Annotated in this window: 12 protein-coding genes and 2 tRNA genes; 9 read left to right on the top strand and 5 right to left on the bottom strand. The window is 38.9% G+C overall.

The window, feature by feature from the left end; translation table 11 throughout:
• Positions 1–112: 112 nt before the first annotated feature.
• On the bottom strand, positions 113–805 hold the full coding sequence (locus tag BFL47_RS06330) for a Crp/Fnr family transcriptional regulator (RefSeq protein ID WP_069658957.1): 693 nt from the start codon (positions 803–805) through the stop codon (positions 113–115).
• 438 nt (positions 806–1,243) lie between these two features.
• Between BFL47_RS06330 and BFL47_RS06325 the strand changes: the two genes are divergently transcribed.
• The 3 genes from BFL47_RS06325 to BFL47_RS06315 all read left to right on the top strand — a co-directional run bounded on the left by BFL47_RS06325 (position 1,244) and on the right by BFL47_RS06315 (position 4,776).
• Positions 1,244–2,515: an alginate export family protein gene (locus BFL47_RS06325; RefSeq protein WP_083257041.1), complete on the top strand. Its 1,272-nt coding sequence runs from the start codon at positions 1,244–1,246 to the stop codon at positions 2,513–2,515.
• Between the two features lie 226 nt (positions 2,516–2,741).
• Positions 2,742–3,086: an L-rhamnose mutarotase gene (locus tag BFL47_RS06320; RefSeq protein WP_069658956.1), complete on the top strand. Its 345-nt coding sequence runs from the start codon at positions 2,742–2,744 to the stop codon at positions 3,084–3,086.
• Between the two features lie 76 nt (positions 3,087–3,162).
• The gene (locus tag BFL47_RS06315) at positions 3,163–4,776 is read left to right on the top strand and encodes a S41 family peptidase (protein WP_069658955.1); all 1,614 of its coding nucleotides are present in this window, start codon (positions 3,163–3,165) and stop codon (positions 4,774–4,776) included.
• 208 nt (positions 4,777–4,984) lie between these two features.
• Here the strand turns inward: BFL47_RS06315 and der are convergent, their stop codons facing one another.
• Both der and era read right to left on the bottom strand, forming a co-directional pair.
• On the bottom strand, positions 4,985–6,286 hold the full coding sequence (gene der, locus BFL47_RS06310; protein ID WP_069658954.1) for a ribosome biogenesis GTPase Der: 1,302 nt from the start codon (positions 6,284–6,286) through the stop codon (positions 4,985–4,987).
• A 92-nt stretch (positions 6,287–6,378) separates the two neighbouring features.
• The gene (era, locus tag BFL47_RS06305; protein ID WP_016194686.1) at positions 6,379–7,257 is read right to left on the bottom strand and encodes a GTPase Era; all 879 of its coding nucleotides are present in this window, start codon (positions 7,255–7,257) and stop codon (positions 6,379–6,381) included.
• 133 nt (positions 7,258–7,390) lie between these two features.
• Here era and BFL47_RS06300 point away from each other — a divergent pair.
• Positions 7,391–7,463, top strand: a tRNA-Met gene (locus BFL47_RS06300).
• 33 nt (positions 7,464–7,496) lie between these two features.
• Positions 7,497–7,568 (top strand) — tRNA-Glu (locus tag BFL47_RS06295).
• A gap of 292 nt (positions 7,569–7,860) precedes the next feature.
• Here the strand turns inward: BFL47_RS06295 and BFL47_RS06290 are convergent.
• The gene (locus BFL47_RS06290) at positions 7,861–8,040 is read right to left on the bottom strand and encodes a hypothetical protein (RefSeq protein WP_139125775.1); all 180 of its coding nucleotides are present in this window, start codon (positions 8,038–8,040) and stop codon (positions 7,861–7,863) included.
• Positions 8,041–8,364: 324 nt separating this feature from the next.
• Between BFL47_RS06290 and BFL47_RS06285 the strand changes: the two genes are divergently transcribed.
• The 4 genes from BFL47_RS06285 to BFL47_RS19250 all read left to right on the top strand — a co-directional run bounded on the left by BFL47_RS06285 (position 8,365) and on the right by BFL47_RS19250 (position 14,695).
• Positions 8,365–11,697 carry a SusC/RagA family TonB-linked outer membrane protein gene (locus BFL47_RS06285; RefSeq protein ID WP_083257039.1) on the top strand — a complete coding sequence of 1,111 codons (3,333 nt, stop codon included), beginning with the start codon at positions 8,365–8,367 and terminating at the stop codon, positions 11,695–11,697.
• A gap of 4 nt (positions 11,698–11,701) precedes the next feature.
• Positions 11,702–13,546 (top strand): RagB/SusD family nutrient uptake outer membrane protein, encoded by a 1,845-nt coding sequence (locus tag BFL47_RS06280; RefSeq protein WP_069658952.1) that lies wholly within the window; start codon positions 11,702–11,704, stop codon positions 13,544–13,546.
• Positions 13,547–13,563: 17 nt separating this feature from the next.
• Positions 13,564–14,241 carry a DUF3823 domain-containing protein gene (locus tag BFL47_RS06275; protein WP_069658951.1) on the top strand — a complete coding sequence of 226 codons (678 nt, stop codon included), beginning with the start codon at positions 13,564–13,566 and terminating at the stop codon, positions 14,239–14,241.
• Between the two features lie 298 nt (positions 14,242–14,539).
• Complete coding sequence (locus tag BFL47_RS19250) at positions 14,540–14,695, top strand: hypothetical protein (protein WP_211480945.1); 156 nt, start codon at positions 14,540–14,542, stop codon at positions 14,693–14,695.
• Between the two features lie 7 nt (positions 14,696–14,702).
• Here BFL47_RS19250 and BFL47_RS06270 read toward each other — a convergent pair whose 3' ends face one another.
• On the bottom strand, positions 14,703–18,455 hold the full coding sequence (locus tag BFL47_RS06270; RefSeq protein ID WP_069658950.1) for a DEAD/DEAH box helicase: 3,753 nt from the start codon (positions 18,453–18,455) through the stop codon (positions 14,703–14,705).
• Positions 18,456–18,471 lie beyond the last annotated feature (16 nt).

Raw genomic sequence — 18,471 nt, 5'->3', positions numbered from 1 at the left:
AGTGTATAGTTATTTTAGGATCTGACATGACTCCTTCTCATGACTATACCGGGTTGACCATGCTTAGCAAATTTTTTTTCCTGCTCAATAGGCAATGTGAAAACTAAAAGGCTTACTCTTCTTTTTTTGAAAGCTCCAATAGTTTATCGGAATTTAAGATTACGATCGCTCGTTTAGAAACATCAATTGCTTTATCTTCAATTAATTCATTCATAATCCGGAATAAGGTTTCATACGTTGCTCCTATATATGAAGAGATATCTTGTTTGGACAATTTGATTTTGAGTGAGCCATCTTCATTGACACCGAATTGATCTTTAAAGAAAAGTAAAGAGCGCGATAGTCGTCCTTTTACCGACATGTGAGCGATATTTCTCATTTTTCTTTCGGATTCTTGTAGCTCATCAGCAAAAAACATGAGTAGTTTGTAACTAAAGCCAGGGTTAACTTTTAAGGAGCTATTAAAAAAATCCATGGTTACATAACAAATAACGGCGTCTTCTAATGCAGTTGCGGACATAGGGTAATTTTTGTTCAGGGTGCTTAATCCTCTGTGTCCCAATACGGAGCCGTCGGACGCGATTCGTAGAATCAGTTCCTTATCGCCCCATTTTTTATGCACTTTGATATTCCCTTCATAAACAAAATACATGCCTTCCACTAAATCGCCCTCTTGAAATATGACTTCGCCTTTTTTTACTTCGTAGATTATCTTATTTGCTTCTATGGCAGGAAGCCATTCTTTTAAACAGCTATTGCTTAGATAGCAGTTTTCTACACCATAGTTCTTCTTGCTTAATTTCATTTTAGATATTATCTAATCGTATGAGCTAAACCTGGCTAACCAAGCTCTTCTTTTTAGTTTTATCAAGTCAATTAGAGAAAATACAACTATATTGCTTTTCTATTTTATTGATAATTAACCAATAGATTGTTTTTAAGTATTAAAAATGATCTGTATTATAAAAAGATTGAAGTTACTAGTATTTAATCGAAGTGTTGTGTTGCTAAAAAGATAAATTGCTCCCTATTTAGTAATCCTGCATTACTATTTTGTTTCAAAACAGCCCATTAATTAATTTTAGTCATATTAATAGATCTAAATTTTACGGAATGCTTTGTTATATATGATATTTAATATATTTATAAAAATAAAAAACAAAATATCAAATTGAACAAATAGTGAACCCCAATTAGATCGCCGTCGTAATTGGGGTTCAATAAAAAAATCTAGAATAAGCAAATGTATCGAAAATTAAATTTACTTACTACCGCCGCATTGTTTTGCGCCACCACTTTCTGCAGTCTTGAAAGTTATGCACAGTTCAGTTTAACAGGAGAACTTAGACCAAGGGCCGAATTTCGAAACGGATTTAAAACCCTAAACACAGCAGAGAGTTCTCCTGCATTATTCGTGGAGCAAAGGACCCGACTCAACTTTGGCTACATTAAGGATAAGATGAGCTTTAAAGTTTCCGTTCAGGATATTAGAATGTGGGGCAATACGGCTCAGATTTATAAGGCAGATCCTTCCTTAATTAATTTGTTTGAAGCCTATGGGATGTATCGTTTTAATAAAAAATGGTCATTTAAAATTGGTCGGCAAACCCTGGCTTATGATAATGAAAGGTTTTTAGGAGGATTGGATTGGGCACAGCAAGGCCGGAGTCATGATTTATTGAAATTTAGTTATGCTGATTCATTAGGGTTTTCAATGGATGCCGGACTAGCATTTAATCAGAATCTTGGGGTGGAGGCTTCTAAATTAAGCAGTACATTTTACAGTGGGACAGCCAATTATAAGACGATGCAGTATTTGTGGTTGCATAAAGACTATAAAGGTGGAAAAATCTCCTTTGTGTTTTTGAATGATGGCCGGCAAAAAGTGGATTCTACTACTGCATACAAACAAACCCTGGGTTTATATGCTGAACAAAAAGCGGGTAAGGTAGCTTTGCATGAAGAGGCGTATTACCAAACTGGAAAAACAGCTGCATCGGCAGATGTAAGTGCTTATTTATTTGCTTTTAGTGTAACGCTACCAAAGGCTTTTGCCAGTCCGGAGTTAGGCATTGACTATTTGTCGGGCACAAAAGCGGGATCAGCAAAGGAAGGTGCCTTTGATCCGGCTTTTGGTACCAACCATAAGTTTTATGGGTTTATGGATTACTTCTATGTAGGGAATGCACATGGGCAAGGAGGGAAAACGGCTGGGTTAATTGATATAAACCTGAATACGAAATTTAAAACTGGTGCCAAATCAATGATTTTATTGAATCTTCATCAGTTTAATGCCCCGGTAGCTGTTTATTCGGGAAGCACCAAACTTTCAAGTATATTGGGTCAGGAAGCTGATATCATATATAACTTGAACATAAATCCAGCGATAAATTTTAAAGTAGGCTATTCTCAAATGCTCTCCACAAATACGATGGAAGCGATAAAAGGTACGATTCGCAAGGGTGTCAATCAGTGGGCATGGTCTATGATTACTTTTTCTCCAACCTTCTTGTAGTTAAATTATGACTTTATGGTAAATGTTATAAGTCCTCAAAAATTTGTGTTTTTATCGTCATGTAAATCTAAAATCAAGCATTTAGGGTAGTAGAGGGGATGCTGTTTTTGGGGAAAGTGTTTTCATGTATGAGGAAGTTTCAATACTTATTAGAGCACTAAGTAATAAAGCTTGTTGAAAATTAATCGTGATATATAATTGTTTCACTCCTGCTAAATATTAGAGTATGAATAGATTTTGCTTCGCATTAGATCTCAAAAACGATCCGGCTATAATTGAGGAGTATGAATATTGGCATAAAAAAGAAAACGGCTGGCCTGAAGTTATGAAAAGTATTGCGGGAGCCGGTATTACGAATATGGAAATATATCGTACCGGCAACCGTCTTTGTATGATTATGGAAACGGATGATTCGTTCGATTTCGATAAAAAGGCGGAGATGGATGCTTTAAATCCAAAAGTGCAGGAATGGGAAAAGTTGATGTGGAAATTTCAGGCGCCATTGCCATGGGCAAAAGAGGGAGAGAAATGGGTAATGATGGATAAAATATTCCAAATAAATATTCATTAGAATCTACAATTTATTTGCAATAAACAACGTAAAATGGCTTGCGTTATGTTAATTTAGCGTCGGAAAATATCACACATTGTCTACGAGGAAAAATTTATTGATCGCCGCCTGTTATACGGGAGCGTTAGTGCTGGGAATGGTTCTGGGTCCTAAGTTTCAAAAAGAAAATAATAAAACAAATAATGAATTATCTAAAAGTCTTCAATCGGATGAAGATGGGGGTAAAATAGGCCAGGTTCTTGATCTCATAAAAGAGAACTATGTAGACGATGTTCGGTTAGATACCTTTCAAAATCTGGCTATTAATGAGATTCTGAATAATTTAGATCCTCATTCTGTGTACCTCCCTCCTGTAGAGGCGCGACAATTCAGCGATGACATTAATGGAAACTATAATGGAGTAGGCATTGAGTATCAGTTATTAAATGATACCTTGATCATCACACATCTTAATTCGATGGGTCCTGCAGCAAAAGCGGGACTTCAAAGTGGTGATCAGCTGTTGAAAATTGGGGATGTGAACATTGCGGGAACGGGTGCTACTTCTAAGAAAATAGTTGACCTGATTAGAGGGCGGCAGGGGACTTTGGTAAAGCTGACCATTAGAAGGTATGGTGTTACCAATGAAATCGTTTATCAGGTTCCAAGAAATAAGATTATAATAAGCAGTATTGATGTGGCTTATCTACTTAATAATAAGGTAGGATATATCAAAATAAGTAAGTTTGGAGCAAAGACCGATGAAGATTTTCAGGCCGAGCTTATCCGTTTGAAGAAGCAGGGCATGAAGGGTTTGATTTTGGATCTTCGTGAAAATGGAGGTGGGTATTTAAATGCCGCTACCGCATTGGCCGACCAGTTTTTGCCGGAAAATAAATTAATTGTATATACCCAGGGGCATCATGAGCCAAGAACGGATTACTTTGCCACGCGTGCAGGTAATTATGAGCAGGGTAAACTGGTCGTGCTAATTGATGAAGGAACGGCCTCTGCAAGTGAAATTATTGCGGGTGCGATACAGGATCTGGATCGTGGTACTCTTGTTGGGCGCCGTTCTTTCGGAAAGGGTTTGGTGCAGGAGCAGTTTAATTTTGGAGATGGTTCTTCGTTGAACTTAACTGTAGCGCGTTATTATACGCCATCCGGCAGGTCTATTCAAAAGCCTTATTTACATGATAAAACCGAATATTTTCAAGAAGTATCAAATCGTTTGAGTAGTGGAGAGTTGCTTCAGGATAAAGAGCATCTGATGAGTAATCTGTATTCTAAAAAGGATAAATTTTATAAGACTACATCAGGTCGGGTAGTTTACGGAGGGGGAGGTATTATGCCTGATATTTATGTTCCGGTTGATACCACAAAAACAAACAAGCTTTATTATGCTTTAAGCAGGAAGGCTGTATTGAATGAGTATGTGTATAGCTATCTGATTAAAGCGAAGCGGCCTGCTGATTTGCAAAGTCTTTCGGCTGAATTTAAGATTTCTAATCTGCAGTATAAGAAACTGGTGAAAATGGCTAAAGCAAAGAATGTTTTATTTTCTGCAAAGGAGTTTGACGTTGCAAGGCATTTGATTATGCTTGATCTAAAGGCTTTGTTAACTCGTTTTTACTTTGGGGAAGGGGCCTACTACCATGTTTTAAATGAAGATGACCTTGTACTTTTACGGTCACTTAAGGAATTTAAGTAACCGTTTTGGTACATTTTGTTATTTCAGGACGGTGTCCTGTTTGATGTCAATACTATCTAAATTTAATTCCAGGTTGAGCAGTGAATCTGCGATCCGTACTGTTTCAATTGAATCTCGTTTTTCTTGTTGAACTTTATCGACCTCTGAATTACACCCTGTATACAAAAAGGCGCATAATATTGTTAATATGCTGAAGTAACGCATCCTCTTATTTCTGTCTGAAGAAAATCTGGATAGGCACTCCTGTAAAGTCAAAGTTCTCTCGTAATTTATTTTCCAGGAAACGTTTGTATGGATCCTTAATATACTGCGGTAAGTTGCAGAAGAAGGCAAACATAGGAGATGACGCCTGGATTTGAGTGATGTATTTGATTTTAATGTGTTTCCCTTTTAAAGCAGGGGGAGGGGTATTCTCAATGATAGGAAGCATGATATCATTCAGCTTTGATGTAGGAATCTTTTTTATTTTATTCTCATACACTGCTTGTGCAGCCTCTACTGCTTTAAAAATACGTTGTTTCTCTATTACTGAGGTAAAAACGATAGGGACATCATTAAATGGAGCCAAACGTTCTCTGATAGTTTCTTCGAAAACCTTGGTGGTGTTCTGGTTTTTTTCTATTAGATCCCATTTGTTGATCAGGATAACGATTCCTTTTTTGTTTTTCTCTGCCAGGTGGAAGATGTTGATATCCTGTGATTCGATTCCATCAACAGCATCAATCATCAGAATGTTTACATCTGCTTCTTCGATCGCTTTGATCGTTCTCATTACAGAGTAAAATTCTAAATTCTCTTTTACTTTGGTTTTTTTACGCAGACCTGCAGTGTCAATGAGCATAAACTCATGGCCAAACTGATTGTAATGGATGTGGATCGAGTCGCGTGTTGTACCTGCAATAGGAGTAACAATGTTTCTTTCTTTTCCTATAAGGGCATTAATCAGGGATGATTTGCCCACATTTGGACGGCCCACTATAGAAAACTTAGGAAGTGTTGATTCTTCTTCCTGAATATCATTGAAATGGCTCACTGCTTCATCCAGCAATTCACCTGTTCCTGATCCGGTCATGGAGGAAATAGGGAAGATTTCGCCTAATCCTAAGCCGTGAAAAATATGGGTGTCGTTAAGCAGTTGATTGTTGTCTACTTTATTGGCAACGACTAATACTGGTTTTTTACTTCTACGGAGAACATCGGTGATGCTATCGTCAAGATCGGTGATGCCGGTGGTAACATCCACCATAAACAGAATAACTGTTGCTTCTTCGATGGCGATTAGTACCTGTTCGCGGATGGCTGCTTCAAAGACATCCTCTGAATGGGCTACATATCCGCCTGTATCGACTACTGTAAAAGGTTTTCCTATCCACTCGGCCACACCGTAATGGCGGTCGCGTGTAACGCCGCTCGTATCATCTACGATGGCTTTTCGGGTCTCAGTAAGTCGATTGTATAAAGTTGATTTTCCAACGTTTGGACGTCCTACTATGGCTACTATATTACTCATTATTGTTTTAAATTTCAGGTCCGTATTTCCGTGAACAGCCTGTATGTATTCGTTTTACAAACATAAGCCAATTTTATGGCTTGTTGTATTCATTAATCTTCGTACCCAAATCGCTTCAGGTAGTTCTTTCTATTGCGCCAGTCAGGAATGACTTTTACAAACATTTGGAGGAATACTTTTTTCTGAAGAAACTCTTCAATATCTTTCCTTGCGTAGGTGCCTACTTTTTTAAGCATTTCTCCGCCTGTGCCAATTAAGATGTTCTTTTGGGAGTCGCGCTCCACCATGATCTCCACACTAATCCGGTCAATCTTTTCTTCTTCCTTAAATTCAGTTACGATAACTTCGGTACTGTAAGGAATTTCCTGTGCATATAAGGTAAAGATCTTTTCTCTGATAATTTCCGTTACAAAGAAGCGCTGGTTCCGATCTGTTAAGGTATCCTTATCGTAATAAGGTGGGTGTTCGGGAAGGTGTTCAATGATATATTCCATAACTGCACCGACATTATGATCATGGAGTGCTGAAATAGCAAAGATGGCATTGGGGTTAAGCTCTGTTTTCCAGTGTTCAATTTTCGCAGTAACAAATTCTTGTGTCGATTTGTCCATTTTATTAATGATCACTACAACTGGGGAGTTTGTCTTCTTTAATTTCTCAATTACATCCGACTCATCATAGCGCTCATTGATATCGGTAACAAATAAAATTATATCGGCATCAACGAGTGAATCATTGACTGCACCCATCATACTTTCTTGCAATCCATACACCGGTTTTATGACGCCGGGCGTGTCGGAAAAAACAATTTGATACGCTTCTTCGTTTACGATACCTAAAATTCGGTGTCGTGTTGTTTGCGCCTTGGGAGTGATGATTGACATCTTTTCCCCCACCAGGGCATTCATCAGGGTCGATTTCCCCGCGTTAGGCTTTCCAATTATGCTAACAAATCCGGCTTTATGTGACATGAAAATTTATTTTAAAAAAGATTTGGACTGCAAAGAAACGAAATTTATCTTTGCAGTCCAATTCAAACAGTGCTGAGCGTTGTTCTTGCTCTTAAAAAAGGTCTTTAAAAACCTTGGTTTGACGGAAAAAAAGTGCGGGGTGGAGCAGTTGGTAGCTCGTCGGGCTCATAACCCGAAGGTCATCAGTTCGAGTCTGGTCCCCGCTACCTAAGAGTCATGGAAATGACTCTTTTTATAATGGCCCGCTCGTCTACCGGTTAGGACGTTAGATTTTCATTCTAGAAATAGGGGTTCGATTCCCCTGCGGGCTACTTGATGGGAAAGGTTCAATTTTAAAGAACTTTTCCCTTTTTTTATACCTTTTAATTGGCTGTTTATCAGCAAGATGACTTCAAGCGGTTCGCTCAGCCGAGCGGTTCAATGTTCCGTTCCATCAAAGCATATATTTTCAGGGTACATGGAACCAATGATGATGCGTTTTTCCTCAATTTCGGCCTTCCCGTACCTTTCATCAACGTTTGTTTACTTTCAACTGTAATATCTGGCAAACCGTCAAGTGTCTTTAAATTATGGTTTTGGAAGGTAATACGTTCCACTTTTCTTTCAGTTTGTCCAACTCTGTATTACATTCTTTCTTGTGATGTTGAAATCATCGGACTCAATCTTCTCTTTCATAAATTTGCGCCTCGCATTGTAAAGCATGGTATCCTGTTCCTCTATCAACTTATATAGGTTGTTGCGCTCGTCCAGTTCTTCCCTGTTTGATGATCTGAACTCATCCATCACAACCATTTAGGAAAGTACGATAGTCATCTCCACTTCGTAGCGCTTAAAGAATAGGGCTGAGCGATGCAATCTGCCAGCACAAAAAAACTGATTAAAAATACCTGTAATAAAGTTTTCAAACCCGTATTTGATGAAAAGTTTAAAAGAGTTGAGCTAGCTACTGGATTTATAAACTTCAACAAAACTATATTTCGATGAGACGAATTGAGGAGATTTTGAGACGAAACTGAGACACGTAATTCATGCTAAATCGTTTTCTTTGACTAGAAATGAAAAAACCTAATTGTTCATTCATTTATCAATTAGCCAAAATCTGTTTATATGAAAAGAAATCTACAAGACCATCGATTTGGTCTTTTAAACAAACAGTCTTCTTTTAGAAGGTTATTGGTTATTCTTCTGTTTTATTCTAATAGAGCTTGCCGCACGTTTGTCTGCACACGTGTAAATGACGAACTGAGTGGGAAAAAAGAAGGAGAGGCCTTAACATCAAAATGGGGCATGAGAATGCTCAAGCCTATTGCCTATTTATTTATCTCTTCCCTGTTAATTATGCAGGGTAACGCTTATGCTGGCATCAGGCTATCAAATAACTTATCATCGTCCAGCGAGGTTAAGCAACCAAAAAGAATTACAGGTACCGTTCTGGACGAGACCGGTCAGCCGGTTATCGGAGCTACTATCAAGGAGAAAGGCACTACAAATGGAATAGTGACAGACATTAATGGCCAGTTTTCGCTAACTGTAAATGACAATTCAGTACTTGAGATCTCTTACATTGGCTACGTCACGCAAAATGTAAATGTCGGTTCTTCTAATACCATAAAAATCTCACTGAAGGCAAAAGAGCAGTCATTACAGGAAGTGGTTGTTACCGGATTTGGTTTATCACAGAAAAAGGTAACTGTGACCGGAGCAATTTCGACATTGGGATCTAAAGATATTTCACGGTCATCGTCTGCGACGGTGGCTGGAGCATTGGTTGGTAAGGTTCCCGGTTTAAACTTCCGGCAGACAGACGGAAGACCAGGTTCCTCAGCAAACCTTCGAATTCGTAATATGGGAGATCCCTTGTTTGTAATCGATGGTATACAGTCGGATGCTGGACAGTTTAATAACCTGGATTTTAATGACATTGAATCTGTTGCGGTATTGAAAGACGCTTCTGCTTCTATTTACGGTGTACGTGCCGCAAACGGAGTGGTTGTTGTTACTACCAAAAAAGGAAGTAAAAATTCGCAGAGCACAGTTGCCGTGAGCACTTACTACGGACGACAAGACAATTTTAAATTTACTAATCCCGCCGATGCCAAAACTTATGTCAAAAACTATGTTCAGGCTGAGACATTAAGAGGTGGACAACGCTCTTATAGTCAGGACGATTATCAAAAATGGATGGCTGGTACTGAAAAAGGATACCAGGGCTTTGATTGGTTGGACTATATATGGGTCTCCGCTCCTCAAAGTTATATAAACGCAAACATTACAGGTGGTTCCGATAAAACCACTTATTATGTTTCTGTCGGTAATCTTGATCAGGATGCAACTATTGTTAATTATGGTGGCTTTAAGCGGACAAACGCCCAGATGAATATTGAAACGCAAGTTAACAATCGTCTCAAGATCGGGGCCCGTATGAACGGCCGTATTGAAAAGAGGGAAAATCCAGGTGTACCGGGTGGCGATGACTATTGGTTACCGCGTTTTGCCACTTTGAGAAACACGCCGGTAAAGGGACCATACGCCAATGATAATCCTTTGTATCCACAAAAATCCAGTGATGATGTACAATCTAACTTTGGAATCCTTAATTACGATCTTTCGGGAAGAATGACGGACACCTACCGTGTCTTACAATTACAGGCGAATGCGGAATATCAGATAATGGATGGATTGAAAGCAAAGGTTCTGGGCGGATATTACTTCGCAAATCGGCAGATGGAAAACCAGGAATATACCTATAAGCTTTACCGTTATGACGCGGCAACGGATACTTATCCAGTTGATTATACGATGAATGACCCTTATCGCGAGCGTATTAACGGTTATGTTGAAGAAATTACTTCAAATGTTCAGTTGGCCTATGATAAAAAATTCGGCGGGCATTCCTTGAGTGCTATTGCAGGTATGGAGACGATACAGCGTCGTGATCCTAATAATCAGCTGGTTAGTACTCCTGTTGCTAATAATATGAATTTGATAAATTTCAAAGAGATAAGAAGCTATAGCGATAACGGCGCAAATCCACAAGCGAGGATTGGCTGGATGGGGCGTGTTAATTACGACTATGCAAATAAATACTTACTTGAATTATCTGGACGCTATGATGGTTCCTGGAAGTTCCCGCCAAACGATCGTTGGGGCTTCTTTCCATCAGCATCTGTAGGGTGGAGGATTTCGGAAGAAAAATTTTGGAAAGACCATAAAATCAAAAACATAGTTAGCGATTTTAAATTGCGTGGTTCTTATGGATTAGTTGGAGACGATAATACTCCCGATTACAATGCATTTGATTACATGTCCGGATACAATTACGGTTCAGGGGGCTCAGTTATCGACGGAGTATATGTTGTGGGTACCGCTCCCCGGGGATTACCGGTGGTCACATTATCATGGATTAAAGCGAAGATCATGGACGTCGGATTTGACGTATCATTCCTTAATAACAAACTAAGCGCTCAACTAGATTATTTTAGGCGTCTACGTACCGGCCTGCCGGCATCGAGGTATGATGTATTACTACCATCTGAACTTGGATTTACTTTGCCGAGGGAAAATCTCAATTCAGATCTTCATAAAGGTATAGACGGGTCTATACGGTGGTCAGATAAAGTTAATGATTTTAATTATAGCATTGGTGGAAGCTTTACGTATGCTCGTATCTATGATTGGGAGCAGTATGATAACCGCAAGAGCAACTCATGGGATGTATACAGAAACAGTCTCAATCATCGGTTCGGCTTTATTAACTGGGGTCTGGAAGAAAATGGACAGTTTCAGAATTGGGAAGAAATAGCTACCTATCCTATTGACAATGACCGTGAAGGTAATCGCACAATACGCCCCGGGGATATTAAATATAAAGATTTGAATGGTGACAATATAATAAATGGAATGGACGAGAGGCCTATAGCGTTCCGTCAGGACCAAACGCCTGTATTCAACTTTGGTTTAAACTTTTCGTTTAACTGGAAAAATATTGATCTGGCTTTTGATTTCTCGGGATCATCGTTATCAACCTATAATCAGCGACATGAGCAAGCGGTTCCATTTCAAAATAACGGTAACACCCCACAATCTGTACTGGATGACGCTTGGCATTTATCTGATGTCTGGGACGCTAACAGTGAAATTATTCCGGGTACATACCCTATGGCTATGTTGAACAGATCAGGGCATAGCAATTATTGGAGCAGTACCTTCTGGAAACACAACGTAAATTATATGAAGCTTCGTAATCTTGAACTGGGGTATAATATTCCAAAGAAAATATTAAGTAAGGTCAATATTTCTGGCGTACGTGTATACGTAGCGGGCACAAACCTTTTTGCTATAACCAATGTCGAGGGAGCAGATCCTGAACAACAGGATGAGAATGGCCTGGGTTATCCTACTATGCGTATGTATAATTTTGGTTTAAATCTTAAATTTTAAACAAATGAAAAGAAGATATTTTTTCACGGCTGTGCTCGCATTGTCAATATGCGTAAGCAGCTGCAAAGACTTTCTGGATCAGACACCCGATAAAATCCTGACTAATGATCAGGTGTACGGTGATCCTAAATTGATCAACTCTGTTCTGGCAAACTTTTACGAGCGCATCGGTTATGGCCAGCACATACAAGGCGACCTTTATGATTTTACAAGAGTTGATGAAGCCATACGGTATGATTTTGATAATGTTAATGAATTGGACCGGAATCGTTGGAGAGTTTATGACTACGCGCTGGTTAGAGCTATCAATCAGTTCCTTTTTGGGCTGAAACAGACGACTGTACTAAGTGACGAACAGAAAGCGCCGTTGCTTGGTGAAGCCCGCTTCCTACGTGCATGGTACTATTTTAATACATGTCGTAGTTTGGGAGGGATGCCTATTGTAGGGGATGACGTTTTTGAATATGTTCCAGGAACAGATATTACGCCTTTACAGATACCACGAGCAACTGAAGCAGAAATGTACGACTATATTATTAGCGAATGTCACACAATAGCTGATATGTTGCCTGCGGCTAAAAACAAGAACTCGGCTCGGGCCAACAAATGGACTGCTAAGATGCTTGAGGCCCGTGCTGCTCTTTATGCCGCTTCCCTGGCTAAATATAATAACCTGATGGCTACTCCACTCCAAACTCAGGGAAGAGAAGTGGGAATTGAAGCAGGCAAAGCAAGCGGGTACTACCAAAAAGCGCTGGATGCTGCAGTGGACGTCATTAACAACAGCCCCTATGTTTTGCAGGATAAGAGACCTGAAGATAAAGCAAGAAACTTTTATGAAGCTATAAGTGTAAAGGATAATAATACGGAGGTAATTTGGGGACGTGATTTTATTTATCCCGGACAAACTCATGGTTTTACTAAGAATAATTTACCTACTACTCTTGCACAGGACAACGAAAGCAATTACTTGTCTGTATTACTCAATTTGGTAGAAGAATACGAACCTATTAACACATCTACTCCCGGACAGGGAAGTAAGTTCGATGTCGGAACTATTAATTCGCCTAAATTTTATGCTACAGCAGATGCACTTTTTAAAGAAAGGGATCCTCGTTTAGGTGGAACTGTAATGTATCCAGGATCATTTTTTACAGGTGCGGAGGTTGTGCTTCAGGCAGGACAATTAAATGTGCATGGCGGTAAGTGGGTGAAAACAGAAGGAGGTTCCAACGCGAAAGACGCACAAGGAAACCTTATTACTTCAGCAAATGGTCCGATATTTAATTCATCATTGCGCTTAGTAAATAAAACGGGGTTTGGGATTCGTAAATTTTTGGACGAAACTCCTTCTGCTGGTACAGGCGGTAGAGGATCTGAAACCTGGGAGCCGCGGTTCCGTATTGCCGAAGCTTATATGATTGCAGCCGAAGCTTCACTAGAGTTGAATGGAGGGGCTAACGCTATAACATTAAGTAATATTAATGCAGTCCGTACGCGAGCGGGAGTAAAACCTCTTATTAACGTTACGTTTGATAATATTGTTCATGAAAAACGAGTAGAATTTGCGTTTGAAGATCACCGTTACTGGGATATGCTTCGTTGGCGCCTGGCTGATAAAATCTGGACTGGTAACCAGTCAAACGAAACGGCTACACGTCGCGGATTATGGCCTTACCGTGTTGTTGCCGCGGGTGACCCTAACAATGGAAAATGGTTCTTTGAGGAAAAGGACATGAGTTTTATGTATCCGAATCCTTTGAGGTTTGAATTGAGACAATATTATAGTGAGCTTGATAACGGTTGGTTAAATAACAATCCAAAGCTGGTGAAAAATCCATATCAATAATTTTTTAAGATACTAACATGAAAATAAATATTTTATCAAGCGTTTTTTCATTCGCTCTTCTAATATTGATCTCGGGTTGTGGAAAGGATAATTATGCTGCACCAGAGTCTGTTCTGTCCGGAAGAGTGGTCTATGGGGGAGAAGCATTAAATCTGCGTGGCACAGGGGAAAGGGTTCGTATCCAACTGTATCAGGATGGATACCAGAGGCGAGACCCAATCGAAGTCTTTGTAGGGCAGGAGGGAACATTCTCTGCAAAATTGTTCGACGGACATTACAAACTGGTTACGAGAAATGGAAATGGTCCGTGGGTGAATGATCGCGATACTATAAATGTTGAAGTAAAGGGATCTACACAGATAGACGTCCCGGTGACTCCTTTTTTTACAATTTCTAACGCGTCTATCGCCTTGGCTAATAATACTATGACTTCGTCTTTTACTATTAATAAAATTGTTCCTACAGCAGAAATAGATCGTATCCTGCTGTTACTGGGTACGACATCATTCGTGGATGACGAAATAAATATAATGCGTCAAAATTTTACAAGTAACACAACGGGTACTGTAAATTTTACCGCTGATTTAACCGGGAATAGCACAGTTTCGGCTGCTAAAGCACTTTATGGTCGTGTTTGTGTATGGACTAAAGGCGCTGACCAGGGAATTTATTCGCCCGTGGTACGTTTGAAATAGCATTTATAAAAAGAAGAATAAGTTTCTTAAAAAGTCGCAGGTTTAATTAACCGGTTTTAAAGGAGAGAAATAAAACGGATGTGTAAGTAATTACATGTCCGTTTTGTGTTTAAAAAGGGCTTATTGAGAAATTTAAAGAATTTTGAAACGAAAGAATATCTCTAAATCAGTTTATCTGTAAACAAAATCGGGGTCAATGTCCATCACCTTCATTGCAAGCAGATCATCAATGACTGGACAGAAAGCTGCTTAGGCTGCAAACATCAATACCAACTGATTAAATAGCGATACACCCGAAATGGTTCGTAATAAACTTATTAAAAAGATGGGATATAAATTGAGTTTTGCTGAACGTACCAGTGGTACCATTAATGCTATTTATTTTGACTGGAAGCACAATAGTTTATGGGGAGGGTCAAGTAATCATGGTGAAGATTATGGAATCGGCTGGTAAAGAAGCACTAACTAAACAAAAATTCGATGTCCTCCTTAGTTAGTTTCTTAACAAAGCTGCTATCTGCATTAATCAATTCGTCTGCTAAAGACTTCTTTTTTTGTTGCAGTTGAAGTATTTTTTCTTCAACTGTATCTTTACAAATCATTTTATAAGCGAAGATCTTACGGGTTTGGCCTATACGATGCGTACGATCAATTGCTTGTTGTTCAGTAGCAGGGTTCCACCAAGGATCAACCAGGTATACATAATCGGCTGCTGTTAGATTTAATCCAACTCCTCCTGCCTTTAAAGAGATCAGGAACACCTTGATCTGATCGTCCTCCTGAAAACGGTTGACCTCATCTTTGCGTTTATTTGCGGGGGTGCTACCATCCAGATAACAGTAAGGCAACCCTGCAAGGTCTAGTTCTTTACTGATAATATGAAGCATTTCAGTAAACTGCGAAAATACCAGCAATTTATGTCCACCAGAGTTTTCCTGTATCTCCCGCATCAGTTCATCCGTTTTGACAGATTCCTGAGTAACTTCAGACTCCGTTTTTATTAACGATGGATGATCGCAGATTTGACGCAGACGAAGTAATCCTTCCAGCACATAAATACCAGATTTCCCCATCCCTTCCTCATTTATTTTTTTAAGCAGCATATTTCTGTAGTGATTTTTGTACTCATCATACAGACTGCGTTGCGCTTTGTTCATACTGCACCAAAGTATGGTTTCCGTTTTATCAGGTAGATCAGTAGCTACTTGTTCTTTCGTGCGGCGTAGCATAAAAGGATGCACCATTCTCCTTAGTTGTTCTGATTTAAGCTTGTCGCCAAACTTGTCAATCGGATTCGCGAATTCTCTTTTAAAGAATTCTCTTTGTCCTAAAAATCCGGGATTGATAAAATTAAATTGAGCAAACAAATCATACGTATTATTTTGAACAGGTGTTCCGCTGAGTATTATTCGGTTTTTAGCCTTTAGTAACTGCAATACTTTTGTAACCTGAGCATCAGGGTTCTTTATTGCCTGGCTTTCATCCAATATAATATAATGCCAGTTAAACGTAGAAAAATGCGCTGCATCCATTCTAACTACTCCGTAAGTCGTTAATATGATATCGAATTGCTCAAAGTGGTCGTCATCAAAACTTCGCAAATTACCATAATAGGTATGGTATTTGAGTGAGGGACAAAATTTGTTTAACTCGTTCTCCCAATTAAAGATGAGAGAAGTAGGACAAACAATCAACTGTGTACTCGCCATATTTTTTTCTTTTAGATATTGAAGAAAAGTAATGGCTTGTAAGGTTTTACCCAAACCCATATCATCAGCCAAGCAGCCTCCCCAACCTAAGTCATCCAATGCTTGTAACCATTGGAAACCAGTAGTTTGGTAAGGTCTTAATTGCGCATTTATTGCAGCAGAAGGTGATTTATATGTTTGAACCCCATTGAAAGTGAGGAGCTTCTTTTTTTTCTCTGCTATTTCTAATTCAATCTGCTCATTATTTAATTTAGAACCCAGGTCATCCAACAGACTATAATGGAGTTTGCTTATTTGCATCCGCCCATTCTTTTCTGTGCCAATTTTAAGCATCAATCCATATTGGTCCAGCCATTCATCAGGAATTAAACCCAGAGTACCATCGTCAAGCAAAATTGCTTCCTGTTTATTCAGGATAGCTTTTCTAATATCCTTAAGAGGGACCTGCTGATCGCCCCAAAGGATTTCAATTTTCAGATCAAACCAGTCTATTTCATTCCCTGCTTTAATATCGAATGTTGGTATATTGGTATTGTAGCGAAAGGTTTTTAAATCCTGTAAGCCATAAACAGGATAACCTGCTTCCTGAACCTGTTGGATCATATTTAAAAACCAATTGCCCTTCATTACTTCATCAAATGGCAAATAATAATAGAGGTTAGTGCGTTGCGTAGCAAACTTAGGGTGTAACGTGCGCAAATAATCGTAAAGCCTTTTTTCTTGGGGTTTATTGCGAAGTATAATTCGAATTGCACCTTCCTTATGCTGCATGTATTCCAATCCCTCATCATATTCGATTAAAAGGTCATCATATTGAAAACGGGGCTTGAGCACTAAGAACTTATTTTCAAATTCGCTAACCAGTAAATGTGGGATAGGTTCAGAGCGGACCGTTTCAAAGTTAAGTGAATTATCGATCTGTGTATCATACTTAGCCTGTAAGGGTAGTATCAGGTTTCGGATTACCTGAAGCCGGTCAGCAATTGGAAATTTAAGTATTCCATGACTAAATTTATCCCAAACCTGCAAGTCATCCACGCCGGCAGGCAGATATAAAGTGTTATTAAATTCTAAAATAATTCCATTTCTAACTATTCCATTTATTTCATTGCCATCGAGTTTAAAAAGTATCCGGATAGTAATAAACCGATCATCTGCAATAGCCGTAAAAAACAGCTGCACTCTTGTGCTCCCAACTTTTACTGGTCTAATACTATTATTGCTGAAACGGCCTTCGCTGAGTTGGTATATAAATGGCTCGTTTGATAACTCTGGCCATAAATCTTCCAATAACTCAAAGTAATGCTTCTTTAATTTTACTTTGTCAATCAGATGATTCAATGGATTTGAATATACTTGTATATAATTAATGCCATTTAGGGCTAACCATTCAATTATTTTTTTATCACTAAATTCCAGTAGTTTACTATAATTCTTGTCACTAAGGGGTTGTAGAAAGGCATGATTGCTTTCCTGGTGTAGGGAAAGTTTTTTAAAATCAGGTTTGTTTTTTTTATCGCGTACAAATAGAGTCTCCAATTCCAGCCCTATATGTTTTAGTGAAGTAAAATTGAAAAGATACCCAATTTCGTAATCAATCAAACCCTGATCCGTTATCCTGGGTCTTATCGCATCAAGCGGTACATCAGAATGGCTTACAACACTGTTTTTGAAATCTTCCATAAATTTAGTACTGCCTGCTGGAATAAGGTAAGATGGTTTTTTGCTTAAAGTAAGTTGACCCCAATCGCTCACGTCCCATTGAAAATCCTTGGCTTCCTCGTCATCTAATGTGAGCCCATAAGCAGACAAGATCTCATTTTTCTCCTTAGTGAAGAGTTTGAAACGATTAAAATAGAACTTGCTGAAATGTGCATCCAGAAAGACAAAACTGCTTACTACATGGATACACAGCGGATAAGTCTTATCGTTACAGGAGCAATGGGTTTTAAATTCATTTTCCCCATTAAATACGATATCTATATCATGTTTTACTTTTGCCTTTTCCTGATAGCTGAATTGCTGGTGTGGAAGATTGTTTGGCCCTGGTTCTAGTTTCCAAAAGATCTTATTAACGACGCTTTGGCTAGGTTTATTGGCAAGCTTAGATAGCGAATAGATAGTAATACCATCCATTTTAAAGTGGAAATATCCTTCTTCATCCCTTTCTGGATTTATTGGTAAAGTCTTTGTCTTTTGGTAGACTTGTTTTAATAAATCTTCCCGGATTGTAATAACCGCAGCAACGCAGTGCTTGCAATCATTATAGCTTTCGAATGCCGGACATTCACAAAATATATTTAATTCGGGAGAGTTCTCTGCAATAGAAACCTCAACTGAGTAAATGTCATCAGTCGTTTCGCTGGGAACATGAACAGTCAAATCTTCCTCGAATTCTTCAATAGCTAAAGGTTTTATTGATCTGGCAATAATTCTCTTCCCTTTTGTTAATTGAGTATTTGATTGTGAGGCAAGGTAGTTGTTTAGTTGATCAAGGAGAGTCATCGTATATATTCAATAA

This window comes from Arcticibacter eurypsychrophilus, from assembly GCF_001730525.1.
GTDB classification, from domain to species: Bacteria; Bacteroidota; Bacteroidia; order Sphingobacteriales; family Sphingobacteriaceae; genus Arcticibacter; species Arcticibacter eurypsychrophilus.
The sequence above is the reverse complement of the archived record's forward strand: the minus strand, read 5'-3'. Positions and strand labels throughout refer to the sequence as shown.